Consider the following 26,165-nt stretch of genomic DNA (forward strand, 5'->3'; position numbering starts at 1 on the left):
TACACGACGGGACTATCCTGGGGAATCGTGACCTCACACTATGACGTCGTTGTCCTCGGAGCCGGTCCCGGTGGGTACGTCGCTGCTATCCGCGCGGCACAACTCGGACTGAGCACTGCCATCATCGAGCAGAAGTACTGGGGCGGTGTCTGCCTGAACGTCGGCTGCATCCCCTCGAAGGCTCTTCTCCGCAACGCCGAGCTGGCGCACCTCTTCACCAAAGAGGCGAAGCTGTTCGGCATCTCCGGTGAAGCGTCCTTCGACTTCGGCGCAGCGTTCGATCGCAGCCGCAAGGTTGCCGAGGGCCGCGTCAAGGGAATCCACTTCTTGATGAAGAAGAACAAGATCCCCGAGTACGACGGCAAGGGCACGTTCACCGACGCCAACACCATCGAGGTCGAGCTCACCAAGGGCGGCACCGAGACCATCACGTTCGACAACGCCATCATCTCGACCGGCAGCACCACCAAGTTGCTGCCCGGTACCGAGCTGAGCAAGAACGTCGTGACGTACGAAGAGCAGATCATGACGAAGGAGCTCCCGGGCTCCATCCTCATCGTCGGCGCGGGCGCCATCGGCATGGAGTTCGGCTACGTCCTCAAGAACTACGGTGTCGACGTCACCATCGTCGAGTACCTCGATCGCGCGCTGCCGAACGAGGACAAGGACGTCTCGAAGGAAATCGAGAAGCAGTACAAGAAGCTGGGCGTCAAGGTCATCACCGGCGCAGGCGTGCAGAGCATCGACGACGACGGCTCCAAGGTCACCGTCGAGATCAAGCACAACAAGTCCGGTGAGAGCGAAACCTTCACCGTCGACAAGGTCATGCAGTCCGTCGGGTTCGCACCCCGCGTCGAAGGCTTCGGCCTCGAGAAGACCGGCGTCGAGCTCACCGACCGCGGCGCCATCGGCATCACCAACACGATGCAGACCAACGTCCCGCACATCTACGCCATCGGCGACGTGACCGCGAAGCTGCAGCTCGCGCACGTCGCCGAGGCTCAGGCTGTCGTCGCTGCGGAGACCATCGGCGGTGCCGAGACACTCCCGATCGACGATTACCGCATGATGCCGCGCGCGACGTTCTGCCAGCCTCAGGTCGCCAGCTTCGGTCTCACCGAAGACCAGGCCCGCGAAGAGGCTCAGGCTCGTGGCTCGGACATCAAGGTCGCGAACTTCCCGTTCGCAGCCAACGGCAAGGCACACGGACTCGGCGACGCCACCGGCTTCGTCAAGCTCATCGCCGACACCGAGCACGGCGAACTGCTCGGTGGCCACCTCATCGGCCCCGACGTTTCCGAGCTGCTGCCGGAACTGACGCTCGCGCAGAAGTGGGACCTGACGGTCAACGAGTTGGCTCGCAACGTGCACACGCACCCGACCCTGTCGGAAGCGCTGCAGGAAGCCATCCACGGCCTCGCCGGGCACATGATCAACTTCTGATCCAGCTTCACCGAAGAACATCCGCCCACAGCCTCGGCCGTGGGCGGATGTTCTCGTTTCTTCGGTCGGAGCTCCTCGGACGAAGGCTCAGAAATCGCGCTCGATGCGAAGGGTGCCGATAGTGGTGGCCAGGCCGTCGTATTGGCTTACGAGCAACAGGAATTCGATGAGTTGGCGTTCGTCGAATTCCTGGGCCAGAAGGGTCCAGGTCTGGTCGGACAGGTTCTTGGTTTTCAGGAGTTCGTCGGTTGCCGTGAGGATGGTTCGGTACCGAGGAGTCAATCCCGGCGACTCCGGCCCCTCTTTCACCTGTGCGAGAAGCTCTTTCGTCACACCGAATCGGCGTCCGATGCGGCTGTGGTGGTCCATCTCGTAGCCGCAGTCCCGTAGGTGAGCGACGCGGTTGATGACCAGTTCGGTTTCCTTCTTGGAGATGCGGCCGCCCGGCATCAAGCGCCCGCTGAAGAACAGCCATCCCCGGAACAGGCCTCTGTTGCGGCCGAGGGTGCTGAACAGGTGAGCGTCGGGTGTGCCTGCGACTTTGGAGAGAATCCGACACAACGCCCAGTTGATCGGGCCCAGCTCCTTGAACGTGCCTGTCGGAATTCGAGGTGTGGAGAGGCGGGGTGTCGTCACCGGACCGACGCTACCGCCCGACCCCCACCCCGCACCAGGTAACGCGAGTCGTCGGCGTGGAACGAGTCAGGACTTCCGCCAATGGTCGAAGCGTTCCTTGATGTCCGACGCCACGTCGCCGATTCCGTTTCCGACGGCGTCGACGGCACCGGTGAAACCGCCGCCGAGATCGCGGATCGTCTTGATCAAGGGGTCTTCCGACTCGTCGAAGTTCTGCTTGTAGGTTCTGGCGGCGTTCTTGAATTCCTCCGACGCCTTGGCTCGGTGGTCCTGAGATTTCAGCGGGTACTCGCCGCGGAGCACGGCGGCATACTCCCCGCTGTCCACCCACTTCTTCAGCTCCGCTGCGCGTAGTACCGAGAACGGGTGGGACAGCAGTTCGATGTTGAGGAGTTTGAGGACGCCGTCGCGTAGGTCGCCGCTGGACTCGTACTCGGCGGCCTGCGCGAGGAACGCGTCGACGTCGATTTCGCTGATGCGGGCACCGCCTGCCAGCTTGAGTTGCACGCGGATGGCGGTGTGGACGTCCTGGCCGCAGAGCAGACCGGCGCGGTCACCCGAAAGTTCCGATTTGCGTTGCCATTCCATCAAGCCTGCGATGATCGCCCGCAGTGCCCAGCCGCCGACGGGTACCCAGCCGATGGTTCCGGCGAGACGCATGAGGTGCATCAGAACGGTCCGGTAGACCGCGTGCCCGGACAGTGCGTGCCCCAGCTCGTGACCGACGACGAATCTCTGTTCTTCGTACGTCATGATGTCCAGCAGGCCGGTGGTCACGACGATGAACGGGCGGTCCATTCCGATCGTGAACGCGTTGACCACGGGTGACTGCATGACGAACAGCTCGGGCGTCTGATCCGCACCGAGAATGCTCACGCAGTCGGAGCGAAGATCGTTCAGGTCCTTGAACTGCTTGTCGTCGACGCGTACGGCCGTGGCGAGGTACATCAGCCGGTGCTGGCGTTCCCTGAGCAAGCCGGAGAGGGTGCGGAGCACGGTGTCGAACCCCTTCAAGCTGCGCAGGGTCACGAGCGCGGCTCTGTCCGAGGGGTGTTCCCATGCTCGCGAGCTGATGTCCGGAAACTCGATACGGGTGCGGTCCGGTGCGGCAGTCAAGCGGTTCTCCCAGCGTCGAAGATTCGCAGTCCAAAGTATCAGTAAAACGGGCTCCACGGTCTGCCCATCGGCGACGAAAGACAGGCTAACCTTCATTGAACTTTCACTCATCGAGGTACGGAGGAATGCACGATGTCGAGGTCTGATCACCGCGGCGTGGCGGTAGCGGTCGGAATATTGGCTTTCGGTCTCGTGGCGTGCTCGTCGGGCGGCGGGGGATCGGCGAGCGAGTCCGACGGCAGCGCCGACGAACAGGGCACGCGGACCGTCGAGACCGTTCGCGGCGACGTCGAGGTTCCGGACAGTCCGATGCGCATCGTGACGCTCGAGCCGGTCGAGTTGGATACGTCCGTCGCTCTCGGTGTCGTCCCGGTCGGCACCGCTGTTCTCAGCGAAGCGACCGGTGTCCCGGCGTATCTGGGCGACGAGGCCGCGTCGATCGCGACGGTCGGGACCGTCGCCGAGCCGAGGATCGAATCCATCGCTGCGTTGAAGCCGGATCTCATCCTCGGGACCGAGACGAGGCATGCCGAGTACTATGACCAACTCGCGGGCATCGCACCGACGGTGTTCATGGCCTCGCAGTCCGATCCGTGGCAGGACAACGTCGACTTCGTCGGTCGTACGCTGGGCAGGGAGGACGACGCGCAGGCCCTGCTCGGCGAATATCGAGACCGCTGCTCCGACATCGCAACTCGATTCGACACCGAAGGTCGCACCGCGCAACTGATCCGGCCTCGGGACGACGTGCTCACGCTGTACGGTCCGCTGTCCTTCGCCGGCAGCACGCTGGAATGCGCAGGCTTCACCACACCGCCGCGGCCGGACTGGGCCGACGAGATCTCCGTCGACCTGTCTCCCGAACTCGTCACCGAGGCGCGCGCCGACGTCATCGTCGTCACCGCGACCGATCCGTCCGACCCGGCGGCGATCCCCGCCGCGATCACGGCGAACCCAGGAGCACTGCCGAACCCGCAGGCCGTCGATCAGTCCTACTGGATCACCGGCGTCGGACCGAAGGGCGGACAAGCAGTCCTCGACGACATCGAACGCATTCTCTCGCAGCCGAACTGAGACGTATCACGTGTAGGGGTACGGCAGGTCGGTGTCGACGTTCTCGTCGACGTGGACCTGCCGCCCCAGCTGTGGGAATGCCCGCTGCGCGCACGAGGTGCGTTCGCACACCTTGCATCCCGGGCCGATGGGCACCGCGGCGGCGCCGGAGTCCAGCGGCAACCCGTCCGCGTAGACGACTCGGCTCGCGTACGCGATGTCGCAGCCGAGCCCGATGGCGAAGTGCTTGCGGGGTGAGCGAAACCCGAGCCCACCGCTCTCGGTGGTGCGGGCGATCCACAGATAACTGCGGTCGTCGGGCATCGTCGCGACCTGGGTGAGAATTCTTCCGGACGCCGCGAACGCGTCGTGAACCACCCACAGCGGGCAGCTTCCGCCGACCCGGGAGAAGTGAAATGCGGTAGCGGACTGGCGCTTCGAGATGTTCCCGGCGCGATCGGTGCGGACGAAGAAGAACGGGACGCCTTTGGCGCCGCGTCGTTGCAGAGTCGAGAGTCGATGGCAGACGGTCTCGAATCCCACTTCGAACGTCAGCGACAGCAACTCGATGTCGTAGCGCACCGACTCCGCCGCGTCCAGAAAAGTCCCGTAGGGGAGCAGGAGCGCACCTGCGAAGTAATGGGCGAGACCCACTCGGGCGAGCTCGCGTGCGGGTGCGCTCAACGACGAATCGGCGTCGACGAGAGCATCGATCATCGTGGCCTGCGACAGAAACGCCAGTTGAGTGGCGATCTGGTACGCCCGCTGGCCCGCGGTCAATCGCCTGGCGAGAGTGAGCCTTCCCTGCGAGTAGATGCGCTTGGGGCCCAGCTGTTCTTTGGGTCCCAGCCGTCCCTTGGGGCCCAGCCGTCCATCGCCGTCGTCCTCGATGTCGACGGTGACGCCGTAGTTCGCCTCGATGACACGGGCCAGCTGCAGATCGAGAGCACCGATGGTCAAGCCCTCGCGTGCGAACAATTCCTCGGCCGCGAGGTCCAGCTCCGGTATGTGATTGCGCCGATCGTAGAAGAAATCGCGCACCTCCTCGTAGGGCATCGGCGAACCGTCGACGGGCAGATCGGTGCCCCGGCCGTCGACACCCGCGGTGAGACGTTCCAATCGATCCGTCGTGGCGTGCAACCGCCGATGCAGACCGACGAGCGTGCGGCCGATGTCCGGCATCCGCGACACCAACTCCTGCACTTCCGACATGGAGACTTCACCGTCGTCCGAGGTCTCGGCGAGCACGTCGTGCAGATCGGCGACCAACCTGGCGTCGGTGTCGGTGGCGAAGAACGTGGGATCCAGGTCGAACGTGCTGTTCAGGCGCAGCAGGACCGGCACGGTGAGTGGACGCTGATCGTTCTCGAGCTGATTCAGATAACTCGGCGACAGCTCGAGCGTCCTGGCCAGGGCGAGCTGAGTCAACCCGCGGTCGGCGCGCAACCGTCGCAGGCGACTGCCGGCGTAGATCTTCTGCACTGCGACCTCCTCGTGCTGGAGAGAGTATCCGACGGGCATTCGCAACATTCGCAAATTTGCACCCTGCGCATCGCAAAAATAGGCACGGGCCACACCTTTCGCAGGTGAGGGCCAGGTGCGTACGTTTGCAAAAGAAGCGTAACCGCACAGCAGAAGAGGACCAGTCAGTGAAGACCCATCTGGTACGTACCCGTCGATCCGCCGAGGACTTCCCCCGGTCCGAGCACCTGGCGTGGAAAGTCGCGGAGGTGGCGGCCGATGCCGTCCCGGTACCCGAGGACACGACCGACATGATCGTGAACCGCATCATCGACAACGCGTCGGTGGCCGCGGCCTCCCTGGTGCGTCGACCGGTCACGATTGCGCGCACCCAAGCGCAGGCGCATCCGTACAGCCCCGGTGCGACCGTGTTCGGCGTACCCGGCACGTTCTCACCGGAGTGGGCGGCCTGGGCCAACGGCGTCGCCGTGCGTGAACTCGACTTCCACGACACGTTCCTCGCGGCGGAGTACTCGCACCCCGGCGACAACATTCCGCCGATCCTCGCCGTCGCCCAGCATTCCGGGTGCTCCGGCCGAGACCTGATCCGCGGACTCGCCACCGGCTACGAGATCCAGATCGACCTCGTACGAGCGATCTCGTTGCACGAACACAAGATCGATCACGTCGCCCACCTCGGGCCGTCGGCAGCAGCGGGTATCGGAACGCTCCTCGGACTCGACACCGAGACCATCTACCAAGCCGTCGGCCAGGCACTGCACACCACGACCGCCACCCGTCAGTCACGCAAGGGCGCAATCTCGAGTTGGAAGGCGTACGCGCCGGCTCTGGCCGGAAAGGTCGCCGTCGAAGCCGTCGACCGGGCGCTGCGCGGCGAGGGGGCACCGTCGCCGATCTGGGAGGGCGAGGACGGCGTCATCGCATGGCTTCTCGGTGGACCCGACGCCGAATACCAGGTGCCGTTGCCCGGACCTGGCGAAGCCAAGCGCGCAATTCTCGACAGCTACACCAAGGAGCACTCGGCCGAGTACCAGAGTCAGGCGCCGATCGACCTGGCCCGCCGAATGCGCTCCCGCATCGACGATCTCGACCGGATCGAGACGATCGTGCTGCACACCAGCCACCACACGCACTACGTCATCGGCACCGGGTCGAACGATCCGCAGAAGTTCGATCCCACAGCATCCCGGGAGACGCTCGACCACTCGGTGATGTACATCTTCGCCGTGGCGCTCGAAGACGGCGAGTGGCACCACGAGCGGTCCTACGCTCCCGAGCGTGCGCAGCGACCGGCGACCATCGAACTGTGGAACAAGATCTCGACGGCGGAGGATCCGGAGTGGACCCGCCGGTACCACTCGACCGACCCGGACGAGAAGGCTTTCGGCGCTCGTGCCGAGATCACGCTGAAGGACGGGACCGTCATCGTCGACGAACTCGCGGTCGCCGACGCCCATCCGCTGGGCGCCCGGCCGTTCGCCCGGGAGCAGTACATCGACAAGTTCAGGACACTCGCCGACGGGATCGTGTCTCCCGACGAGCAGGACCGCTTCCTCACCGCTGCGCAGAACGCGCCGACGCTGGCGGCCGGGGAGCTCGACCGACTCACGTTCACGGTCGGCGGCGACGTGCTGGCCCGGGCGCCGAAGACCCCGAAGGGCATCTTCCGATGACCGGCCTCATTGCCGCATCGACGTCGGCGTCGGACAAGCGGGCGGCGTTTCGCGCCGGTCTCGCCTCGGGCACGATCCAGCGGTTGCCCGGTGCCTTCTCGCCTCTCGTCGCGAAACTGGTGCAGGAAATCGGGTTCGAGGGTGTGTACGTCTCCGGTGCAGTGCTGTCCGCGGACCTCGGACTGCCCGACATCGGACTGACGACACTGAGCGAGGTCGCGGGCCGAGGACAGCAGATCGCACGCGTGACCGACCTGCCGGTATTGATCGACGCCGACACGGGCTTCGGTGAACCGATGAGCGCCGCACGCACCGTCACGATGCTCGAGGATGCAGGCATCGCCGGCTGCCACCTCGAGGACCAGGTCAATCCCAAGCGCTGTGGCCACCTGGACGGCAAAGCCGTCGTCGACACCGAGACGATGGTGCAGCGCATCCGGGCCGCGGTGTCCGCGCGGCGCGACCCGAACTTCGTGATCTGCGCGCGCACCGACGCGCGCGCGATCGAGGGAATCGACGCCGCGATCACGCGGGCGAAGGCATACGCCGACGCCGGGGCCGACCTCATCTTCACCGAAGCATTGGCCGACGAGGCCGAGTTCGCCGCGTTCCGCGGTGCCGTCACCACGCCGTTGCTCGCCAACATGACCGAATTCGGCAAATCCGAGCTGATACCGGCACACGTACTCCAGGACCTGGGGTACAACGCGGTCATCTACCCGGTCACGACGCTGCGGCTGGCGATGTTCGCCGTCGAGAACGGGCTACGTGAGATCGCCTCCACCGGAACACAAGCCGCCGACCTGGACCGCATGCAACACCGCAGCCGCCTCTACGAACTGCTCGAGTACGACCAGTACAACCGATTCGATCGAGGGATCTTCACCTACACGAGGGACGCGAGATGACCTATCCGACAACGAGAGCTGCCCTGGCCGAGACGAAGACGATCCACAAAGGCCTGGCCGGAGTGGTCGTCGACACGACGGCCATCTCCAAGGTGGTCCCGGAGACCAACTCCCTGACCTACCGCGGGTACGCCGTGCAGGACCTCGCGGAGCACTGCAGCTTCGAGGAAGTGGCGTACCTGCTGTGGAACGGCGAGCTACCGACGAACCCGCAACTCGAGCTGTTCTCGCAGCGAGAGCGGGCTCACCGCCGCGCCGACCGATCGTTGTTGTCGCTGGTGGCGAAGATGCCGGACAACTGCCACCCGATGGACGTCGTGCGCACCGCGATCAGTTATCTGGGCGCGGAAGACCCGGCGGAAGAGGACAATTCGGCGTCGGCGAACCTGAACAAGGCGCTTCGGATGACCGCCGTCCTACCGACCATCGTCGCCGCGGATCACCGTCGTCGACGCGGCCTCGATCCGATCGCACCGCACACCCACCTGGGGTTCGCCGAGAACTTCCTGAACATGTGCTTCGGGAGCGTGCCCGACCCGAAGATCGTCGAGGCGTTCGAGGTGTCACTGATCCTGTACGCGGAGCACAGCTTCAATGCGTCGACGTTCGCAGCCCGAGTCGTGACCTCGACACTGTCGGACATCTACAGTGCCGTCACCGCGGCGATAGGCGCACTGAAGGGAACGTTGCACGGCGGGGCCAACGAAGCGGTCATGCACGCCATGCTCGACATCGGCGAACCGCACTTGGCGAGGCAGTGGCTCCTGGACAAGCTCGCGGCCAAGGAGAAAGTGATGGGCTTCGGGCACCGTGTCTACAAGAACGGCGACTCCCGGGTGCCGACGATGCGAGCAGCCTTCCAGGACGTGGCCGAAGCAACGAACGGCCGCAAATGGGTACGGATGTACGACGTACTCGAACGCACGATGAACGAGGAGACCTCGATCGAGCCGAACCTCGACTTCCCCACCGGGCCGACGTACTACCTGATGGGCTTCGACATCGACGTCTTCACCCCGATCTTCGTGATGAGCCGAATCACCGGTTGGACGGCCCACATCATCGAGCAGGGTGCATCCAATGCGCTCATCCGTCCGCTCAGCGACTACTCAGGCGTTCCGCAGCGCGCCGTCGGTGCATGACGCCGTCCGAGCTTCAATTCTGCACTGCCAGTGCTATCTTCGCCATCGACAGAGCCTGAGTCGCACGGTCGATGACGATCCGCTGCGCGAGGTCGATGTGCGCCAGCAGCGACGCTCGTGCCGCCGCGAGATCCCCCTCCACGACGGCCGCACAGATGGCAACGTGTTCGTCGACAGTGGACGCGATGCGCTCCCGAGTCAGGGAATCGAACATCCGCACCGGTCGTATCCGTGCGTTCACCGCACGAAGCGCCTCGGCCAACGCAGGATTGCCCGACGCCGCCAGCAGCGTCACGTGGAACGATTCGTCCCGCGCGACGAACTCCGCGTCCGGGTGCGGAAGTGACGACCTCGCCTGCGTCCAGTCGTTCAGGACCTCGCGGACCGCGGTGGCGTCGTGCGGCTCGGTGTCGACCCGGTCGATACCTCGGAGCTCCAAAGTCGTTCGGAGTTCGTAGAGGTCGGCCAGATCGTCGAGACGTGGCCGGTACGGAAAGAGGCCCGCGTCGAGTCGCTGCACCAACCCGTCGGCGAGAAGACGCGCCATCGCTTCTCGGACGGGCGTGCGCGACACCCCGTACGCCTCGGCGAGTTTCTCCTCGCCGAGGCGTGTCGTCGGGTCGAACACCCCCGCCATCAGATCCTGACGGAGCGCGACGTACACCTGTTCGCGCAGAGGTCCTCCGCCGCTGATCGCGGTGTAGGGCACATCTGTCATGTTCGTGGTCGCCGCTCAGATCGCCATCGCTGCACGAACGTCGGCTTCCGAATCGGCCCCGCCGTTGCCGCTCGACGTGATTCGCCCGGCCTCGAGAATGTAGTAGTTCTGTGCGGACTCCAGAGCGAAGCCGATGTGCTGCTCCACCAACAGGACACCGAGACCGCCGCGCCGGGTCAGATCCAGGATGGTGCGCTCGATCTCGGCGACGACCGACGGTTGGATGCCCTCGGTGGGCTCGTCGAGAATCAGCATCTTCGGTTCGGTGATGAGTGCCCGGGCGATCGCCAACTGCTGACGCTGCCCGCCGGACAGCAGTCCGGCACGACGGGTGAGGAGCTCCTTCAACGCGGGGAAGAGGTCGAGGGCCTCGTCGATCAGCGCTTTTCCGCGTTTACGGCCGTCGGCGACGACCTGCAGGTTCTCGGCCGTCGTCAACTGCCCGAAGGACTGTTGGCCCTGCGGTACGTAGGCGAGACCACGAGCGACGCGCGCGCTCGGCCGCAACGCGCTGACGTCCTCACCGTCGAACATGACCTTGCCCGAGGTGACCTTCAACAGTCCGACGGCGGCACGGAGCAGCGTCGTCTTCCCCGCACCGTTGTGTCCCATGACGGCCGCGACGCCGTCGGCCGGAACGGTCAGCGACGCACCGTGGATGACTTCGCTCCGGCCGTACCCGGTGCGTACGTCGATCAGCTCAAGCATGACTGTCTCCTTCTTCTGCGATCTGATCGAGTTCCTCGCCCGCCGCTGCGGTACCGAGATACACCTCCTGGACCTTCGGGTCGGCCTGGACCTCGGCGACGGTGCCCTCCGACAGGATTCGGCCTCCGGCGAGGACCGTCACCGACGTCGCGAACGCGCGCATGAAGTCCATGTCGTGCTCGACGACGACGACCGTGCGCTCACCGCCGATGCGGCGCAGCAGTTCACCTGTCTCCTCCCGCTCCTCGTGACTCATACCGGCAACGGGCTCGTCGAGCAGAAGCACATCGGCGTTCTGCACCAGCAACATTCCGATCTCGAGCCACTGCTTCTGGCCGTGCGCGAGAATGCCCGCCGGCTTGTCCCGGTGCGCCTTCAGGCCGATCGTCTCGAGCGCCTCCTCGATCTCGTCCGACACCGTCTTGCGTTTGCGGAGCATCGTCGACCACGTGCGTTTCGACCCCGCTGCGATGTCGAGGTTCTGCAACACGGTGAGCTGCTCGAAGATGCTGGCAGTCTGGAACGTTCGACCGACGCCGAGCCGTGCGATCTGGTGCACCTTCTTGCCGAGCAGTTCGACGCCGGACTTGGTGACCGATCCCGTTGCTGGGACGAGTCCGGTGATGGCGTCGATCAGCGTCGTCTTGCCTGCACCGTTCGGTCCGATGAGAAATCGGAGATCGCCCTGCATGAGAGTGAGATCGACGTCGGTGTTCGCCTTGAAGCCGTCGAAACTGACGGTGAGACCGCGGACTTCCAGGTACTGGCTCGACATGCCTGCATTGCCACCGAACGTGGGCTGATGCCCCTCCACGTGGATCATTTGACGAGCTCCTTCTCCACGGCGTCGACGGTGACCACGTCGTCACCTGCCTTCTTTCGTTTCCGGAGTGCGAACAGACCGGCCACACCCGCGGGGAAGAATCCGACGACGACGATGAACAGCAACCCCTGTGCGTAGGTCCACCCGGATGGGAACTGCTCCGAGAGTGTGGTCTGGGCCCACGCGACGCCGAGCGCGCCCAGCACCGGCCCCAGAAGTGTGGTGCGTCCGCCGATCGCAACGCCGATCAGGAAGGCGATGGACGGGACGATGCCGACGTCGTTCGGCGAGACGATCCCGACGATGGGCACGAACAGGGCTCCGGCGAGGCCGGCGAAGAACGCAGCGGCGACGTAGGCGACGATCTTGACGTTCGCGGGATCGTATCCGAGGAAGCGGACGCGCTCCTCCTGGTCGCGAACGGCGACGAGCAGCTCTCCGTACCGCGAGTACATCAGCTGGCGAGTGATGGCGACGACCGCGAGCAGAACACCGGCCGCGATGAAGAACAGCATCTGCTTGTTGGCCGGGTCGTTCAGGTTGAACCCGAAGAACGTCCGGAATCGGTTGAGTCCGTTGGATCCACCGGTGCTCTGCTGACCGATCAGCAGGATGGCGAACGCAGCGGCCAGCGCCTGACTGAGGATGGCGAAGTACGCACCCTTGACCCGACGCTTGAAGACGCCGAGACCGAGGACGAGTGCGACGAAAGCCGGGATGAACAGGATCCCGAGGATCGTGACGAGCGGAGACTGGAACGGAACCCAGTACGACGGTAGCTCGCGAATACCGGCGATGGACATGAAGTCCGGGACCGCGTCGCCGCGGATGTCGGCGTCGGAGATCTTGAGGTGCATCGCCATGATGTACGCACCGAGCCCGAAGAACACACCCTGGCCGAGCGTGAGCATTCCGCCTCGGCCCCAGGCCAATCCGATGCCTACCGCAACGATGGCGTAGCAGATGAACTTGCCGAGAAGATTGAGCCTGAACTCACTGAGAACAGCCGGTGCGACGGCGAACAGGAGGATCGCGGCGATGGCGAAACCGAGCCATGCTCCACGTTTCGCGACGAAGGTTTTCACACCAAACTCCTTGTCTTGACCGCGAACAGACCCTGCGGGCGGGCTTGGAGGAAGATCACGATGAGGACGAACAGAATGACCTTGGCAATGGACGCCGTCGTGTTGTACTCGATGAACGAGTTGACGATGCCGAGTGTGAACGCGGCGATCACCGCGCCCTTGATCTGGCCGAGGCCGCCGACGACGACCACCAGGAACGCGTCGATCAGATAGCTCTGCCCGACGGTGGAACTGGTGGAGCCGATCAGCGTCAACGCCACGCCGGCGACGCCGGCGAGGCCGGACCCGATGAAGAACGTCGAGATGTCGGTCCTACGGGACGAGATGCCCGACGTTTCGGCGAGATCGCGGTTCTGCACGACCGCGCGGATGCGTCGACCCATCGGTGTCGTCTTGAGCGCGAACGACAGTGCGAGAACGCAGAGTACGGCGAGAACGAGAATGAAGATCCTCGTCTTGGGGACGACGGCTCCGAGGATGTCGACACCGCCGGACAACCAACCGGGGGAGACGACGTTGACGGCCGGAGCGCCGAAGATGTCGCGGGCGAGCTGCTGGAGAACCAGACCGACACCGAAGGTGACGAGCAGTGTGTCCAACGGCCGGTGATACATGCGCTGGATGAGCGTGACCTCGAGCAGGACGCCCATGGCGCCGCCGACGAGGAATCCGACGATCAGTGAGATGAACAGCGACGCTCCGCCGGTGGAGACGATCTGCTGCACGACGTACGCGGTGTACGAACCGGCCATGATGAACTCACCATGAGCCATGTTGATGACGCCCATCTGACCGAACGTCAGCGAGAGTCCCAGAGCGGCGAGCAAGAGAATCGATCCGATACTCAGGCCGGTGAACAGCTGCCCGACTACGACATCCATGTAAGGCTCCTTTACAGGCCCCTCCGTGCGCGCACATGCCGACCCTGGCCTACATGTGCGCGCACAGCGGGGACCGGGGTCAGTTGAGGTCGGCGGCCCAGTCGTAGGTCTCCAGGAACGGGTCGGGCTCGATCGGTGCCGGCGACTCCCAGACCGTGTAGATCAGGCCGTCGGGACGGATTTCACCGATGCGCGCGGTCTTGGAGATGTGGTGGTTGTCGCCGTTGATGACCACTTCACCCTCGGGGGCTGCGAAGCTCACGCCGTCCGCCGCGGCCTGAATGTCGGCGACTGCGAACGAATCTGCCTTCTCGACGGTGTTCTTCCACAGGTACACCGAGGTGTACGCGGCTTCCATCGGATCGGAGGTCGGCTTGTCGGCGCCGTACTTGGCCTTGTAGTCGGCGACGAACTTCGAGTTCTCCGGTGTGTCGACCGTCTGGTAGTAGTTCCACGCCGTCAACTGGCCCGCGATGTTCTGTGCACCGATGCCCGCGACCTCTTCCTCGGCGATGGACACCGAAATAACCGGCATGTCAGCGGCATTGAGGCCGGCATTGGTGTACTCACGGAAGAACGCGACGTTGGAGTCGCCGTTGAGCGTGTTGAACACGGCGTCCGCGTCGGCGGATCGAACCTTGTTGACGATGGTGGAGAAGTCGGTGGACCCGAGCGGCGTGTAGTCCTCGCCCTTGATCTCGATGCCGTTGGCCGCGGCGTACGCCTTGATCTCGCGGTTGGCGGTCTGCGGGAAGACGTAGTCGCTACCGACCAGGTAGAGCGAGGTGACCCCCTGCTCCTTCAGGTAATCCAGCGCGGGGATGATCTGTTGATTGGTCGTGGCGCCGGTGTAGAAGATGTTGTCCGACGCTTCGAGGCCTTCGTACTGCACCGGGTAGTACAGGAGTGCGTCGTTGTCCTCGAAGACCGGAAGCATGGCCTTGCGCGACGACGACGTCCACCCGCCGAATACCGCTGCGACACAGTCACTGCTGATGAGCTTCTCGGCCTTCTCCGCGAACACGGTCGGCTCGGACGCACCGTCCTCGGCGACCACCTCGATCTGCTTTCCGTTGACGCCTCCCGACGCGTTGATCTCCTCCACGGCCAGGGCGATCGAATCACGAACCGTCACTTCACTGATCGCCATCGTGCCGGACAGGGAGTTCAACGAACCGACCTTGACGGTGTCGCCCGAGGTGTCGACGCAGGATTCGGTGGCCCCGCCACCCTCGCCCGACGCCGTGTCACCGGCCCTGCTGCCGCACGCGGTGAGGGTCAGTCCGACCATCGCCAGCGCTGCGGGGAGCACCAGTGCCTTGGTGGCGAACTTGCTGGAAGGAAGAGCAGGCATCGCGGAAGCCCTTTCGCTTGTATACGGAGTTGTATTCGCGATTGCAGACAGTAAAGGGGAAGTATTGCGTTGATATGTTCCGCGGTGACGAGTTCGTTGCACGGATTACGCGGGTGTAAACAACCGGCCGTCGATCGAAATGACAAGCAGGGTTGACATCCAGTGACAAGTCCGCTTGACTTTTACCTATGAGAGACGCGGCGAAGACCACCGACGCGCTGAAGATCAACTCGGTGCGCGAGCACCGCAAAGCGGCGCGGCTCACCCAGGCCGAGCTGGGCAAGATCTGCGGAGTCAGCAGGCAGAGCATCGTTTCGGTCGAGGGCGGCGATTACGCCCCGAGCGTCTACCTCGCGATCAAGCTGGCGCGAGCACTGGGAACGACCGTCGAAACACTCTTCGAAACAGAGTAGAGATGAGCACCTTCACAGCGGCGATGCAGTACATCGGCGATCTCGACGACGAATTCTACGACGACGAACGTCAGCGCGATGTGTGGAACGAGGCCTCGGCCATAGGGTTTCAGCTGTTCGTCTGGACTCTGCTGATCGCCGGATCCGTTCTCCCGTGGGTGGCAGGCGTGACCGGCAGTTGGATCACGCTCGGCGTGCTGGCCGTGTTCTTCACGGTGTCGTCGATGGTTCTGATGTACGCGAAGGCCCGAGGCCTCGACATGTACACCTCCCAGTCACTGGCTCGCCCAAGGATCTACCTGTGCACCGGCGTGTACCTGATCGCGGCGTTCGGCGCGATGATCACCCTGGCTTCCGAGTACCTGAGCGCAGGAGGTGCAGCCGTGTTCGTCGGTATGGCCATCGGAGCGTGCGTCGGTGTCGGGTGCGGGGTGCACGGCCTCGTTCGCAAGCGTCGACTCGACCGCGAGGCCGAAGCTGCTGCCGAAGCAACCGAGCTGCAGGAACTGACGAAGGAGCAGATATGAACGCGTTCGTGAAAGCACTTCGATTCGTCGGCGATCTGGACGACGAGTTCTACGACGACGAACGTCAGCGTGATGTGTGGAACGAAGCGTCGGCCATAGGGTTTCAGCTCTTCCAGTGGGCCTCGCTCGTCTCTGCCGCGGTGTTGCCGTGGGTGGCAGGCACCACCGGGGCATGGGTCGGCCTCGGCATCCTCGTCACCCTCACCGTGATCAACGTCCTGACCATCGGTTACTCGGCGGCGCGGAAGGTCAACCTGTACACCGCGTCCAAGATCAACCGGGTGCGCGGACTCGTCGTCGCGGTGGTGCTGATCATCGGATACGTCGGGGCGTTGATCAGGTTGCAACCGAACACGTTCTCCGATGCGAGTTCCTGGGCAGGCGGTGTCGTCGGAGCCGTCGTCGGCGGCGGAGTCGTCGGACTCGGGGTGTGGTGGATGCGTCGTCGCAACGCCCGCTTCGAAGCCGAGGCGGACCAGTGACCCGGTAGCTAGGGTCGAGTGCATGAACGCACAGCAGATCGCCGACGGCACCTGGGCCCACCTGTGGACGCCTGGAGGCTGGGGCCAGACGAACACCGGCCTGATCGTCGACGACGGTGCGGCATCGATGGTGATCGACACCGTCTGGGATACGGGCAGGGCCGACGCCATCGCGTCCGAGAATCGCTCTCTCACACGACGATCACCGGTCACCGACGTGGTCAACACGCACTCGGACGGCGACCATTGGTGGGGCAACGACACGGTTCCGTCGAACGCCAGAATCATCACGAGCGCAGCGTCGTTGCATGCGATGAAGGAGGAGACGCCCCCGTCGGGCGTGCACCTGTTCGCGTCGTTGGGGGCACTGGCGGGCCGGTTGCCCGGGCCGGTCGGAGCAACCGGGACTTACATGGACCGTGTGCGGGGCGGGGCGACCTTCCCCCGTACCTCGCCGCGGCTACCGAATCACACCTTCGACGTGACGGAACGGATCGACGTCGGAACCAGAGCCGTACAACTCAGATATCTGGGGCCCGCGCACACGGCGGGAGACCTGATCGCCCACGTGCCCGACGTCGGTGTGGTGTTCAGCGGTGACCTACTGTTCATCGGTTCGACGCCCATCCTGTGGCACGGCCCCTTGTCCAACTGGATCGATGCACTCGATCATCTACTGGCGCTCGACGCCGCCGTGTACGTGCCCGGTCACGGACCACTGTGCGGTGCCGACGAGATCCGCGCGGTCCGCGAGTACTGGACCTGGGTCGACGACGCCGGCCGCCAACACTTCGACGCCGGTGTCGAGTATGCGCATGCGGCACGAAACATGATGCAGTCGAGGGACTTTCAGCCGTATCAGGCGTGGGGCTCGCCCGAACGGCTCGTGCTCACCATGTCCACCCTCTACCGCCTGTGGAAGGGCGAGCCTGCAGCCCCGCCGACCCTGCTGCGCCGCGCACGAGCGTTCGCCGACGCAGGGGCGCTGCTGCGGGCAATAGAATCACGCTGAGTCCAACACTGTGCACGCTGCACCGACGCGGCAATCATCGTCCGAGTGACTCCTGCTCCAGTATTTCAGCGCTACCGCGACCCGGACCTACGCGAGCTCGCGCACCGGAACGAGACGCTGGAGGTGCTGCTCTCCCATCGCTCGGTGCGCAGTTTCACCTCGGACCCGATCGACACCGCCACCATCGAGACCATCGTCGCAGCAGCACAGTCCGCGCCGACGTCGTCCAACCTGCAGGCCTGGAGCGTCGTCGCCGTCCGTGATCCGGAGCGCAAGGCACGGATCGCGACGCTGGCAGGTGACCAGGCCTTCATTGCCCAAGCTCCGGTGTTCCTGGTTTTTCTCGCCGACCTGGGCCGTGTCCGGCGCCTGGCCGAACGCCGGGGTGTGCCGTCGGAGGGTGCCGACTACCTGGACTCGACGCTCCTGGGCGCGATCGACGCAGCATTGGCCGCGCAGAACGCCGTCGTCGCCGCGGAGTCACTCGGTTGGGGGACGGTGTACGTGGGAGCCGTCCGCAACGCGCCCGAAGAGATCTCCGACGAGCTCGACCTGCCTCCCGCGGCGTTCCCGGTGTTCGGGCTGTCCGTCGGCCGCTCCGCTGTCGCCACCGACGGCACCGGTCCCGGTATCAAGCCTCGACTGCCGCTGGCGTCGGTTCTCCATCACGACGTCTACGACGCCGAGACGGCCGACTCCGGCATCGACGTCTACGACGAACGACTGGGGGAGTACAACCGCGAACAGGGGCGCACGACGGCATGGACCACCGCCGTGCTCGCACGGCTCCGCGACGCGACATCGCTGAAGGGGCGCGACACCATTCGGGATTCACTCTCCACCCGCGGCTTGCTCTCCAAATAACAGAAAGACATTCGACGTGCGATTTCAGATTCTGGACATCATCTTCAACCCACCGCACCCGGTGACCGGGGAGGTCGTCCATCCGTCGGACAGGCTGGGTCGCGTCGTCGAAACGGCAGTTCTCGCCGAAGAACTCGGCTTCGATTCCTTCTCCGTCGGAGAACGTCACGCCGGGGACGTCCTGTCCTCGTCGCCGACGGTGATTCTCGGTGCCATCGCCCACGCGACCGACCGGATCCTGCTGTCGACCGGAGTATCCGTCGTCGCCGTCCTCGATCCGATCCGTGTCGCCGAGGACTTCGCGACGATCGACCAACTCAGCCGCGGACGATTCGAACCCGTCATCGGTAAAGGCAACGAAGCACTGCAGTACCCACTGTTCGGCCTCGACATCTCCAAGCAGTACGAGTACCTCACCGAGAACTACGAGCTGCTTCGGCGGCTCGTTCGTGAAGAGCACGTCGACTGGAACGGGACGCACCGGCACCCACTCGTCGACGCGACCACCCTTCCACGGCCGTTCGACGGGCCGTTTCGAATCTGGCACGGATCCGCGACGTCGGTGGAGGCGGTGGACCTGGCCGCGAAGTGGGGAGATCCCATCGTCACCGCCAACGCTCTGCAGCCGCGAGAGAACTACAAGGTTCTCATCGATCGATACCGGGAGCAGTACCTCGCGCACGGCCACGACCCGGAGAAGCTCTACGTCGGATCGGGTTCCGGTGGGCTGTTCCTCGCCGACACCACCGAACAGGCGACCGACGAGTTCCGTCCGATCTACGAAGGGTTCGTGGCCCAGCAGGACAAGCGGCTGGAGCGTAGCTTGCGGAGTGACCTCGGTGGCAAGCACGACCCGGCCGCGAAGGGGAAGGTGACGAGTTTCCGGACCATCGAGGATGCTGTCGAGCGCGGCCCGGCACTGGTGGGATCCCCGGACAGGGTTGCGGAGAAGATTCTCGACTACCACGACAGTTACGGGCACGATCTGCAGTCGGTGTCGGTGAATCATGTCCTGGACTTCGAGCAGCAGAAGGACACGCTTCGCCGCTTCGCGGAGGAAGTGATCCCTCTGGTGAAGAAGGAACTGTCCACGACACTGTGGAGTCCGTTCGACGCCGACCGAGCCAAGGGATTCACTGCCTCCTGACCCGCTGCGAGTGCGGCGACGCCGCTCAGCGAACGAGGTAGGGAGACACGGAGCTTCGATGCTCGTCTATGTCCAGGTCCTTGCCAAGGGGAGGGAAGGCGCGTTGAGGGCAGTTCGCCCGCTCGCAGACACGGCAGCCTGCTCCGATGGGCGTGGCGACCGACGACCCGTGCAGATCCAGCCCGTCCGCGTAGACCAATCGGCCCGCATGGCGGAGTTCGCACCCGAGTCCGATGGCGAAGGTCTTGCCCGGTTGGCCGTACCGCGCCGCGCGCCGCTCGACGGTCCGAGCGATCCACAGGTAACTGCGCCCGTCGGGCATCTCCGCGATCTGAGTCATGATCTTGCCCGGGTAGGCGAACGTCTCGTACACGTTCCACAGCGGGCACGTTCCGCCACTCGACGAGAAATGAAACCCCGTCGCCGACTGCCGTTTCGACATGTTCCCGGCGCGGTCGACGCGGACGAAGGAGAACGGGACTCCGCGGAGCTTCGGCCGCTGCAGTGTCGACAAGCGATGGCATATCGTCTCGAAGCTCACCGAGAAGAAGGCCGACAACCGTTCCACGTCGTAGCGGAAATCCTCGGCTATGTCGTGGAACTGGTGATACGGCAGAACGGTCGCGGCGGCGAAGTAGTTGGCGAACCCCAGCTTCGCGAGCTTCTTGGACGCCTCGGACGTGAAGCCTCCCTCCTCGACCATCTGCTCGAGCAGGTCCGCGCACTCCAGGTAGGCCAATTCTGCCGCGAACTTGAAGACCCGCTGCCCGCCGGACAGGTGGGGCGAGATCTCCAGCAGCCGAGTCTTCGGGTCGAACCGGTGCAGAACGTTCTCGCCCAGATCGATCCGATTGACGATCTGCACCTCGTGCACCGTGCGTAGGCGTTTGGCGATCTCGTTACCGACGTCGGCCCGATGGAAGCGGATCCGCGACGTCAATTCCTCTGCCGCTGTGTCCAATTCATGGAGATAGTTCTGTCGCTGATAGAAGTAGTCACGTACCTCCTCGTGCGGCTTGCTGATCGACCCGCTGCCACTACCGTCGGCGAACCGCTCCTCGGTCGCCGCGGCGAGCTGAGCGGTGGTGTTGCGATACCGACGATGCATGTTGACCATCGCTCGCGCCAACTGCGGATGGGACGACACCATCTGCGCGATCTCGTGCGCGTCGGCGACGATGCCCATGTCCTGATCCAGCGCGACTTCGCGCAGCTCGGCCACCAGCCTGGTGTCGTCCTCGGACGAGAAGAACGACGTGTCGACGCCGAACACCTCGGAAATCCGCAGCAGGACCGGGACGGTGAGAGGCCGCACGTCGTGTTCGATCTGGTTGAGGTAGCTCGCGGAGATCTCGAGCTGTCCGGCCAGAGCTACCTGACTCATCTTGCGTTCCGTGCGTAGTTGACGCAGGCGCACGCCGACGAACGTCTTGGGCATGTGCTCAGGTTACGCCTGCGAAGAATGGCGTTAACAGGCTTCACCGATCGGTGCGCACGTGCAGTTCCGGATGGTCTGTGGATCACAATTCGGGGTCGAGCGGAACAGCCGGGCGCTGGGAGGCGTATACCCATAGGTGTTGGTTCGCATAAGTAATTAAGAGGGAGGCCCATCATGTCCGACAATCTTCGTGAACTCGTCCGCGACGCCGTCGTACTCGTAGCAGGCACCGTTCTGGTGGCGTCGACCATCTGGCTTCCGGTCGACGGTGACACCGGCGTGTCCGGGGCCATTCTGATTCTCGGTCTGCTCGCCGCAGGCACCGCGCTGTGGGCGATGTCCGCGGCCTCGAGGTCGAGTCACTGGGCGCACGTCGTGCTCGGCGCGGCTCTCGCTCTGTCGCCCGTGGTTTTGGCGTTCCCTGCGGGACTCGTGACGGCAGACCTGTTCGCGCTCGTCGGGGGCGTCGTCATCGCGGCCATGGGCGTTCTCGGCGTGGCCACCGGTCGTAGCGACATCCGGCCGAGTGTGCTCGTGGCGTCGTCGCCCGAACGCGTGCGGGTGCGCAGCTGACACGTCCCTCTCTCACTGGAAGCAGCCTCGGCACTGTGCCGAGGCTGCTTTCGTCGTACGAGGCTCCGATCGTGGTATGTGATACTGGTCACAGTGCCTGCCTTCTGGCTCGATTCAGACGGTTTCATGAAAACAGTACGTTTGTCCGGTTGGAACGGCCGGACGGTTTTCGTAAATTGCGTTCATGAACTGCGCTTTCGTCCTACTGGCGAGTAGCAAAGCCGTCCGATCGGGTGGGTGTGATCCGACGGCGATCTTCGCAAAGTTAGCAAGGCTTGATTGAAACCTAACCAAGATTGGCACTTGTAACAGGTGGACGGCCCTTTTTGGGTGTGCCACTCTTTGGAAGAACACCCGCACGGCCTGGCAACGATGTGAAGAATTCGAGCACCGAGTCGGCCGTATCGCACATCCGATAGAGACTGGAGCTGAGATGTCGACCACCGGCACCCCGAAAACTACAGAAGAAATCCAGAAGGATTGGGACACCAACCCTCGCTGGAAGGGCGTGACGCGCAACTACACCGCCGAGCAGGTTTCCAAGCTGCAAGGCTCCGTCGTCGAGGAAGCAACCCTTGCTCGCCGCGGCTCCGAAATTCTTTGGGACCTCGTCAACAACGAGGACTACATCAACTCGCTCGGCGCACTGACCGGTAACCAGGCCGTTCAGCAGGTCCGCGCAGGCCTCAAGGCCATCTACCTCTCCGGCTGGCAGGTCGCAGGCGACGCCAACCTGTCCGGACACACCTACCCCGACCAGAGCCTGTACCCGGCCAACTCGGTGCCGCAGGTCGTTCGTCGCATCAACAACGCACTGCTGCGCGCCGACGAGATCGCCCGCGTCGAGGGTGACACGACCGTCGACAACTGGCTCGCTCCGATCGTCGCCGACGGCGAAGCCGGCTTCGGTGGTGCCCTCAACGTCTACGAGCTGCAGAAGGCCATGATCGCGGCCGGCGTCGCCGGATCGCACTGGGAAGACCAGCTCGCCTCGGAGAAGAAGTGCGGCCACCTCGGTGGCAAGGTGCTCATCCCCACCCAGCAGCACATCCGCACCCTGACCTCGGCTCGCCTCGCCGCCGACGTCGCGGACGTTCCGACCGTCGTCATCGCCCGCACCGACGCCGAGGCCGCAACGCTTCTGACGTCCGACGTGGACGAGCGCGATCAGCCGTTCCTCGACGGCACCCGCACGGCAGAAGGCTTCTACGGCATCAAGAACGGTGTCGAGCCCTGCATCGCGCGTGCCAAGGCATACGCGCCGTACGCAGACCTCATCTGGATGGAGACCGGCGTGCCGGACCTCGAGGTCGCCAAGCACTTCGCCGAGTCGGTTCGCTCCGAGTTCCCGGACCAGCTCCTGGCGTACAACTGCTCGCCGTCCTTCAACTGGAAGCAGCACCTGGACGACGCGACCATCGCGAAGTTCCAGCGTGAGCTCGGAGCGATGGGCTTCAAGTTCCAGTTCATCACCCTCGCGGGCTTCCACTCGCTCAACTACGGCATGTTCGACCTGGCACACGGCTACGCCCGCGAAGGCATGACCGCGTTCGTCGACCTGCAGGAGCGCGAGTTCAAGGCTGCAGCAGAGCGTGGCTTCACCGCCATCAAGCACCAGCGTGAGGTCGGCGCAGGCTACTTCGACTCCATCGCCACCACGGTCGACCCCAACACCTCGACCGCAGCGCTGAAGGGATCCACCGAAGAGGGCCAGTTCCACTGAGCTAGCCCGCCTCCCCGGATACACAGCACATCAGTCAGGCGGCCCCAGCGTTTCGCTGCGGGCCGCCTGATCTGTATCGCCCGGGTCCTGGGGGTACCCGGCCGGAGTTACCCCACCTCGCTTACAGCTGTTGTCGTGTACGCATCGAAGGAGTCCGCCGTGCCGGTCGAGAGGGTGGGGATTGTCGGCGCCGGCCAGATGGGGGCCGGGATTGCAGAAGTCTGCGCCCGGGCACACCTCGACGTTCTGGTCTACGAGCACACTCGCGAGCTGACGACCGCAGGACGCACGCGCGTCCTGCGATCGTTGGACCGTGGCGTCAGCAGCGGCAAGATCACCGAACGCGAACGCGAACAGGCAGCGTGCGCACTACGCTTCACGACCGATCTCGACGACTTCGCGGATCGAGAGCTCGTCGTGGAAGCCGTCACCGAGGACGAGGACATCAAGTCCGACATCTTCGCCCGTCTGGACGCAGTGGTGACGGACCCCGGCGCGGTCCTCGCGTCGAACACGTCGTCGATCCCGATCATGAAACTCGGTGTCGCGACGGCCTCGCCCGACCGAGTCGTCGGGCTGCACTTCTTCAATCCGGTGCCGGTTCTGCCTCTCGTCGAGCTGGTCACCACCGTGAAAACCAGTGACGCAGTGGCCGAACGCGCCGAGAAGTTCGCCGGCGACGTACTCGGCAAGCAGGTCGTCCGCTCGGCGGACAGATCCGGGTTCGTGGTCAATGCACTTCTCATTCCTTACCTGCTCTCCGCGGTTCGGATGGTCGAGTCCGGATTTGCCTCCAAGGAAGACATCGACAAGGCGACGGTGCTCGGTCTCGCGCATCCGATGGGGCCGCTTGCGCTCGCGGATCTGATCGGACTCGACACGGTCAAGTCCATCGCCGATTCCATGTACGCCGAGTTCGGCGAACCACTCTTCGCCGCCCCGCCGTTGCTTCTTCGGATGGTCGAATCGGGTTCGACCGGCAAACGCACAGGCGCAGGGTTCTATCGGTACGAGAACGGCCGGGTAGTGAAAGAGCCTTCGTGAGTGAAAATGTAGGTGTCGGGACACATTTCCACTCCCGACCGCAGTAACTTGGTGGTGCGCACACGGCGCGCCAGACGACGTCAGGGGAGAGCGATGAGCAAGTCGAAGAAGTCCGGTGGAGTGTTGCCGAAGGCGTTCGGTATCGGACTGGCCGCGACGGGCGCAGCGCACTTCGTGGTTCCCGAGGCATTCGAGCCCATCACCAAACTGCCGTTCCCGAAGGACACCCGCGACTGGATCACGCGCAACGGTGCAACCGAACTGGTCGTTGGAGCCGCCATCGCGTACCCGAAGACACGCAAGATCGGCCTGCTCGGCCTCGGTGCCTACGTCGGCTGGCTCGGATACAACATCGCTCGCAACAGCTGACGCCGAGAATGTAGCGAACGCCTCCCGCCGATCGGGAATTCCCTGCTCGCGGCGCCTTCACCTGCTCGAACGCGCCAAGGCTGTTTGCCAAGCTACCGATGCGTAGGTAGCAATGTAGTTATGACTTCAGCTACCGCGTACACAGCGACAGCCCCCGACGCACCCCTCGAGAAGGTGACGATCGACCGCCGCGAGCTCGGACCCAAGGACGTCCTCATCGAGGTCAAGTTCGCCGGCATCTGCCACTCCGACATTCACACCGCCCGCAACGAGTGGGGCGGCACCACCTACCCGGTCGTCCCGGGACACGAAATCGCAGGCATCGTTGCCGAGGTCGGCTCCGGCGTCACCAAGCACAAGGTCGGCGACCGCGTCGGCGTCGGCTGTTTCGTCGACTCGTGCGGCGAGTGCGACGCCTGCCTGGCAGGCGAGGAGCAGTACTGCTTCAAGGGCGTCACCCAGACCTACAACTCCAAGCAGGCCGACGGGTCGATCACCCAGGGCGGTTACTCGACGCACATCGTCGTGACCGAGGGCTTCGTGCTGTCCATCCCCGAGGGCATCGAACTCGATGTCGCCGCACCGCTGCTGTGTGCGGGCATCACGCTGTACTCGCCGCTCAAGCACTGGGGTGCAGGCCCGGGCAAGAAGGTCGCCATCATCGGAATGGGCGGACTCGGTCACGTCGGCGTCAAGATCGCCCACGCCCTCGGAGCCGAGGTCACCGTGCTGAGCCAGACCCTGAGCAAGGAAGAGGACGGCAAGCGCCTCGGAGCCGACCACTACTACGCGACCTCCGACAAGGAGACGTTCAAGAAGCTGCGCGGCGAGTTCGACCTGATCATCAACACCGTCTCCGCCGAGATCGACATGGACAAGCACATGTCGCTGCTCGCGATCAACGGCTCGCTCGTCATCCTCGGACTGCCGTCGGAGCCCATCAAGGTTCGCGGATTCACGCTCGCTGCGAACCGTCGCAGCCTCGCAGGCTCGATGGTCGGTGGCATCGCGCAGACCCAGGAAATGCTCGACTTCTGCGCCGAACACCACATCGGCGCCGAAATCGAGACCATCCCCGCCGACAAGATCAACGAAGCCTACGAGCGCGTCCTGAAGAGCGACGTTCGATACCGCTTCGTCATCGACGCCAACACCTTCTGATCCACTCCTGTGGGCGGCAGGTAGCGACGGGCGCTACCTGCCGCCCACAGGCGTAACGTCGAAGTCGGGTCGGAAGATGTTCTCCGCAAGGAAAGGACACTTTCATGAAGACTTCCTCCAGCCGTCACGGCAAGATGGCCGCAGCCGGGCACAGCTCAGCCGGCCACGCACTGGTCGGCGCCCACCCCGGCGCCGCGCGGTATGCACTGGTCACTGTCGGTGTGCTCGCGCTCGTCCTGTTCGCACTGTCGGCCTTCAACGGTCTCGGCACCGTCGCCGTCATCGCCGGTTGCGTGTGCGTCGTCGCGATGGCGTCGGCGATGGGTCTCGTCGGCGGAACAGGGCACCCCGACTCCTGACCCAGTCGGACTCCTGACCTCGTCGGAGAGG

Annotated in this window: 27 protein-coding genes; 17 read left to right on the forward strand and 10 right to left on the reverse strand. The window is 64.4% G+C overall.

Annotation, left to right across the window (positions count from 1 at the left end; translation table 11 throughout):
* Positions 1 to 27 precede the first annotated feature (27 nt).
* Entirely contained in the window at positions 28 to 1,443 is a 1,416-nt protein-coding gene (gene lpdA, locus CH290_RS05270) for a dihydrolipoyl dehydrogenase (protein ID WP_019666588.1), read from the forward strand.
* 87 nt (positions 1,444 to 1,530) lie between these two features.
* On the opposite strand, the gene CH290_RS05275 is transcribed toward lpdA, so the two are convergent.
* Together CH290_RS05275 and CH290_RS05280 are read right to left on the reverse strand one after the other, a co-directional pair.
* Positions 1,531 to 2,079 (reverse strand): carboxymuconolactone decarboxylase family protein, encoded by a 549-nt coding sequence (locus CH290_RS05275; RefSeq protein WP_033188673.1) that lies wholly within the window; start codon positions 2,077 to 2,079, stop codon positions 1,531 to 1,533.
* 66 nt (positions 2,080 to 2,145) lie between these two features.
* Positions 2,146 to 3,195 carry a M48 family metallopeptidase gene (locus tag CH290_RS05280; protein WP_033188672.1) on the reverse strand — a complete coding sequence of 350 codons (1,050 nt, stop codon included), beginning with the start codon at positions 3,193 to 3,195 and terminating at the stop codon, positions 2,146 to 2,148.
* A gap of 132 nt (positions 3,196 to 3,327) precedes the next feature.
* Here CH290_RS05280 and CH290_RS05285 point away from each other — a divergent pair, with 132 nt between their 5' ends.
* Positions 3,328 to 4,269, forward strand: a complete 942-nt coding sequence (locus tag CH290_RS05285) for an ABC transporter substrate-binding protein (protein ID WP_033188671.1) — start codon at positions 3,328 to 3,330, stop codon at positions 4,267 to 4,269.
* A 6-nt stretch (positions 4,270 to 4,275) separates the two neighbouring features.
* Here the strand turns inward: CH290_RS05285 and CH290_RS05290 are convergent, their stop codons facing one another.
* On the reverse strand, positions 4,276 to 5,778 hold the full coding sequence (locus CH290_RS05290; RefSeq protein ID WP_033188670.1) for a short-chain fatty acyl-CoA regulator family protein: 1,503 nt from the start codon (positions 5,776 to 5,778) through the stop codon (positions 4,276 to 4,278).
* A 119-nt stretch (positions 5,779 to 5,897) separates the two neighbouring features.
* Here CH290_RS05290 and prpD point away from each other — a divergent pair, with 119 nt between their 5' ends.
* From prpD to CH290_RS05305, 3 genes are read left to right on the forward strand one after another with little or no spacing between them, the layout of a single operon-like run.
* The gene (gene prpD, locus CH290_RS05295) at positions 5,898 to 7,403 is read left to right on the forward strand and encodes a 2-methylcitrate dehydratase PrpD (RefSeq protein WP_033188669.1); all 1,506 of its coding nucleotides are present in this window, start codon (positions 5,898 to 5,900) and stop codon (positions 7,401 to 7,403) included.
* Entirely contained in the window at positions 7,400 to 8,311 is a 912-nt protein-coding gene (prpB, locus tag CH290_RS05300) for a methylisocitrate lyase (RefSeq protein WP_019666582.1), read from the forward strand. Before prpD ends, prpB begins: the two co-directional genes overlap by 4 nt.
* Positions 8,308 to 9,453 (forward strand): bifunctional 2-methylcitrate synthase/citrate synthase, encoded by a 1,146-nt coding sequence (locus CH290_RS05305; protein ID WP_020112560.1) that lies wholly within the window; start codon positions 8,308 to 8,310, stop codon positions 9,451 to 9,453. The genes prpB and CH290_RS05305 overlap by 4 nt, the downstream gene beginning before the upstream one ends.
* Before the next feature lie 13 nt (positions 9,454 to 9,466).
* Here the strand turns inward: CH290_RS05305 and CH290_RS05310 are convergent, their stop codons facing one another.
* From CH290_RS05310 to urtA, 6 genes are all read right to left on the reverse strand, one after another.
* The gene (locus CH290_RS05310; protein ID WP_051104951.1) at positions 9,467 to 10,171 is read right to left on the reverse strand and encodes a GntR family transcriptional regulator; all 705 of its coding nucleotides are present in this window, start codon (positions 10,169 to 10,171) and stop codon (positions 9,467 to 9,469) included.
* Positions 10,172 to 10,186: 15 nt separating this feature from the next.
* Positions 10,187 to 10,879 carry an urea ABC transporter ATP-binding subunit UrtE gene (gene urtE / locus CH290_RS05315; protein ID WP_019666579.1) on the reverse strand — a complete coding sequence of 231 codons (693 nt, stop codon included), beginning with the start codon at positions 10,877 to 10,879 and terminating at the stop codon, positions 10,187 to 10,189.
* Entirely contained in the window at positions 10,872 to 11,702 is an 831-nt protein-coding gene (gene urtD, locus CH290_RS05320; protein ID WP_019666578.1) for an urea ABC transporter ATP-binding protein UrtD, read from the reverse strand. The genes urtE and urtD overlap by 8 nt, the downstream gene beginning before the upstream one ends.
* Positions 11,699 to 12,787, reverse strand: coding sequence for an urea ABC transporter permease subunit UrtC (gene urtC, locus CH290_RS05325; RefSeq protein ID WP_019666577.1), 1,089 nt, complete (start codon positions 12,785 to 12,787; stop codon positions 11,699 to 11,701). Before urtC ends, urtD begins: the two co-directional genes overlap by 4 nt.
* A complete protein-coding gene (gene urtB / locus CH290_RS05330) occupies positions 12,784 to 13,668 on the reverse strand; it encodes an urea ABC transporter permease subunit UrtB (protein WP_020112558.1) in 885 nt (294 codons plus the stop codon). The genes urtC and urtB overlap by 4 nt, the downstream gene beginning before the upstream one ends.
* 79 nt (positions 13,669 to 13,747) lie before the next feature.
* Positions 13,748 to 15,022 (reverse strand): urea ABC transporter substrate-binding protein, encoded by a 1,275-nt coding sequence (urtA, locus tag CH290_RS05335; protein ID WP_020112557.1) that lies wholly within the window; start codon positions 15,020 to 15,022, stop codon positions 13,748 to 13,750.
* Positions 15,023 to 15,210: 188 nt separating this feature from the next.
* On the opposite strand from urtA, the gene CH290_RS05340 reads away from it, so the two are divergent.
* Genes CH290_RS05340 through CH290_RS05365 form a run of 6 tightly spaced genes read left to right on the forward strand, consistent with a single transcriptional unit; the run spans position 15,211 to position 19,467 of the window.
* Entirely contained in the window at positions 15,211 to 15,435 is a 225-nt protein-coding gene (locus CH290_RS05340) for a helix-turn-helix transcriptional regulator (RefSeq protein ID WP_019666574.1), read from the forward strand.
* Between the two features lie 2 nt (positions 15,436 to 15,437).
* Positions 15,438 to 15,962, forward strand: coding sequence for a hypothetical protein (locus CH290_RS05345; RefSeq protein WP_020112556.1), 525 nt, complete (start codon positions 15,438 to 15,440; stop codon positions 15,960 to 15,962).
* Positions 15,959 to 16,444 carry a hypothetical protein gene (locus CH290_RS05350; RefSeq protein ID WP_019666572.1) on the forward strand — a complete coding sequence of 162 codons (486 nt, stop codon included), beginning with the start codon at positions 15,959 to 15,961 and terminating at the stop codon, positions 16,442 to 16,444. Before CH290_RS05345 ends, CH290_RS05350 begins: the two co-directional genes overlap by 4 nt.
* 22 nt (positions 16,445 to 16,466) lie before the next feature.
* Entirely contained in the window at positions 16,467 to 17,456 is a 990-nt protein-coding gene (locus CH290_RS05355; protein WP_033188668.1) for an MBL fold metallo-hydrolase, read from the forward strand.
* 45 nt (positions 17,457 to 17,501) lie between these two features.
* On the forward strand, positions 17,502 to 18,320 hold the full coding sequence (locus CH290_RS05360; protein WP_033188667.1) for an NADPH-dependent oxidoreductase: 819 nt from the start codon (positions 17,502 to 17,504) through the stop codon (positions 18,318 to 18,320).
* A 16-nt stretch (positions 18,321 to 18,336) separates the two neighbouring features.
* Positions 18,337 to 19,467 carry an LLM class flavin-dependent oxidoreductase gene (locus CH290_RS05365; protein WP_033188666.1) on the forward strand — a complete coding sequence of 377 codons (1,131 nt, stop codon included), beginning with the start codon at positions 18,337 to 18,339 and terminating at the stop codon, positions 19,465 to 19,467.
* A 25-nt stretch (positions 19,468 to 19,492) separates the two neighbouring features.
* Here CH290_RS05365 and ramB read toward each other — a convergent pair whose 3' ends face one another.
* Positions 19,493 to 20,905 (reverse strand): acetate metabolism transcriptional regulator RamB, encoded by a 1,413-nt coding sequence (ramB, locus tag CH290_RS05370; protein WP_020112553.1) that lies wholly within the window; start codon positions 20,903 to 20,905, stop codon positions 19,493 to 19,495.
* Between the two features lie 174 nt (positions 20,906 to 21,079).
* Here ramB and CH290_RS05375 point away from each other — a divergent pair, with 174 nt between their 5' ends.
* From CH290_RS05375 to CH290_RS05400, 6 genes are all read left to right on the forward strand, one after another.
* Positions 21,080 to 21,478, forward strand: coding sequence for an SPW repeat domain-containing protein (locus CH290_RS05375; protein WP_019666567.1), 399 nt, complete (start codon positions 21,080 to 21,082; stop codon positions 21,476 to 21,478).
* A gap of 433 nt (positions 21,479 to 21,911) precedes the next feature.
* Positions 21,912 to 23,201, forward strand: a complete 1,290-nt coding sequence (gene aceA / locus CH290_RS05380; RefSeq protein WP_019666566.1) for an isocitrate lyase — start codon at positions 21,912 to 21,914, stop codon at positions 23,199 to 23,201.
* Between the two features lie 159 nt (positions 23,202 to 23,360).
* Positions 23,361 to 24,245, forward strand: a complete 885-nt coding sequence (locus CH290_RS05385; RefSeq protein WP_019666565.1) for a 3-hydroxybutyryl-CoA dehydrogenase — start codon at positions 23,361 to 23,363, stop codon at positions 24,243 to 24,245.
* Positions 24,246 to 24,338: 93 nt separating this feature from the next.
* Positions 24,339 to 24,614, forward strand: a complete 276-nt coding sequence (locus tag CH290_RS05390; protein ID WP_020112552.1) for a DoxX-related protein — start codon at positions 24,339 to 24,341, stop codon at positions 24,612 to 24,614.
* A gap of 120 nt (positions 24,615 to 24,734) precedes the next feature.
* Complete coding sequence (locus CH290_RS05395; protein WP_020112551.1) at positions 24,735 to 25,775, forward strand: NAD(P)-dependent alcohol dehydrogenase; 1,041 nt, start codon at positions 24,735 to 24,737, stop codon at positions 25,773 to 25,775.
* Between the two features lie 104 nt (positions 25,776 to 25,879).
* Positions 25,880 to 26,134: a hypothetical protein gene (locus tag CH290_RS05400; protein ID WP_019666562.1), complete on the forward strand. Its 255-nt coding sequence runs from the start codon at positions 25,880 to 25,882 to the stop codon at positions 26,132 to 26,134.
* The last annotated feature ends 31 nt before the right edge of the window (positions 26,135 to 26,165 follow it).

Origin of the sequence: Rhodococcus sp. 06-156-4, from assembly GCF_002259345.1 — a bacterium.
GTDB lineage: Bacteria > Actinomycetota > Actinomycetes > Mycobacteriales > Mycobacteriaceae > Rhodococcoides > Rhodococcoides fascians_E.

Excerpts from the sequence above, each read along its gene's own strand:
- CH290_RS05285 (WP_033188671.1), top strand. The coding sequence starts at position 3,328 with ATGTCGAGGTCTGATCACCGCGGCGTGGCGGTAGCGGTCGGAATATTG.
- CH290_RS05290 (WP_033188670.1), bottom strand. The coding sequence starts at position 5,778 with ATGTTGCGAATGCCCGTCGGATACTCTCTCCAGCACGAGGAGGTCGCA.
- prpB (WP_019666582.1), top strand. The coding sequence starts at position 7,400 with ATGACCGGCCTCATTGCCGCATCGACGTCGGCGTCGGACAAGCGGGCG.
- CH290_RS05305 (WP_020112560.1), top strand. The coding sequence starts at position 8,308 with ATGACCTATCCGACAACGAGAGCTGCCCTGGCCGAGACGAAGACGATC.
- CH290_RS05310 (WP_051104951.1), bottom strand. The coding sequence starts at position 10,171 with ATGACAGATGTGCCCTACACCGCGATCAGCGGCGGAGGACCTCTGCGC.
- urtE (WP_019666579.1), bottom strand. The coding sequence starts at position 10,879 with ATGCTTGAGCTGATCGACGTACGCACCGGGTACGGCCGGAGCGAAGTC.
- urtD (WP_019666578.1), bottom strand. The coding sequence starts at position 11,702 with ATGATCCACGTGGAGGGGCATCAGCCCACGTTCGGTGGCAATGCAGGC.
- urtB (WP_020112558.1), bottom strand. The coding sequence starts at position 13,668 with ATGGATGTCGTAGTCGGGCAGCTGTTCACCGGCCTGAGTATCGGATCG.
- urtA (WP_020112557.1), bottom strand. The coding sequence starts at position 15,022 with ATGCCTGCTCTTCCTTCCAGCAAGTTCGCCACCAAGGCACTGGTGCTC.
- CH290_RS05340 (WP_019666574.1), top strand. The coding sequence starts at position 15,211 with ATGAGAGACGCGGCGAAGACCACCGACGCGCTGAAGATCAACTCGGTG.
- CH290_RS05345 (WP_020112556.1), top strand. The coding sequence starts at position 15,438 with ATGAGCACCTTCACAGCGGCGATGCAGTACATCGGCGATCTCGACGAC.
- CH290_RS05350 (WP_019666572.1), top strand. The coding sequence starts at position 15,959 with ATGAACGCGTTCGTGAAAGCACTTCGATTCGTCGGCGATCTGGACGAC.
- CH290_RS05355 (WP_033188668.1), top strand. The coding sequence starts at position 16,467 with ATGAACGCACAGCAGATCGCCGACGGCACCTGGGCCCACCTGTGGACG.
- ramB (WP_020112553.1), bottom strand. The coding sequence starts at position 20,905 with ATGCCCAAGACGTTCGTCGGCGTGCGCCTGCGTCAACTACGCACGGAA.
- CH290_RS05375 (WP_019666567.1), top strand. The coding sequence starts at position 21,080 with ATGTCCGACAATCTTCGTGAACTCGTCCGCGACGCCGTCGTACTCGTA.
- aceA (WP_019666566.1), top strand. The coding sequence starts at position 21,912 with ATGTCGACCACCGGCACCCCGAAAACTACAGAAGAAATCCAGAAGGAT.
- CH290_RS05390 (WP_020112552.1), top strand. The coding sequence starts at position 24,339 with ATGAGCAAGTCGAAGAAGTCCGGTGGAGTGTTGCCGAAGGCGTTCGGT.
- CH290_RS05395 (WP_020112551.1), top strand. The coding sequence starts at position 24,735 with ATGACTTCAGCTACCGCGTACACAGCGACAGCCCCCGACGCACCCCTC.
- CH290_RS05400 (WP_019666562.1), top strand. The coding sequence starts at position 25,880 with ATGAAGACTTCCTCCAGCCGTCACGGCAAGATGGCCGCAGCCGGGCAC.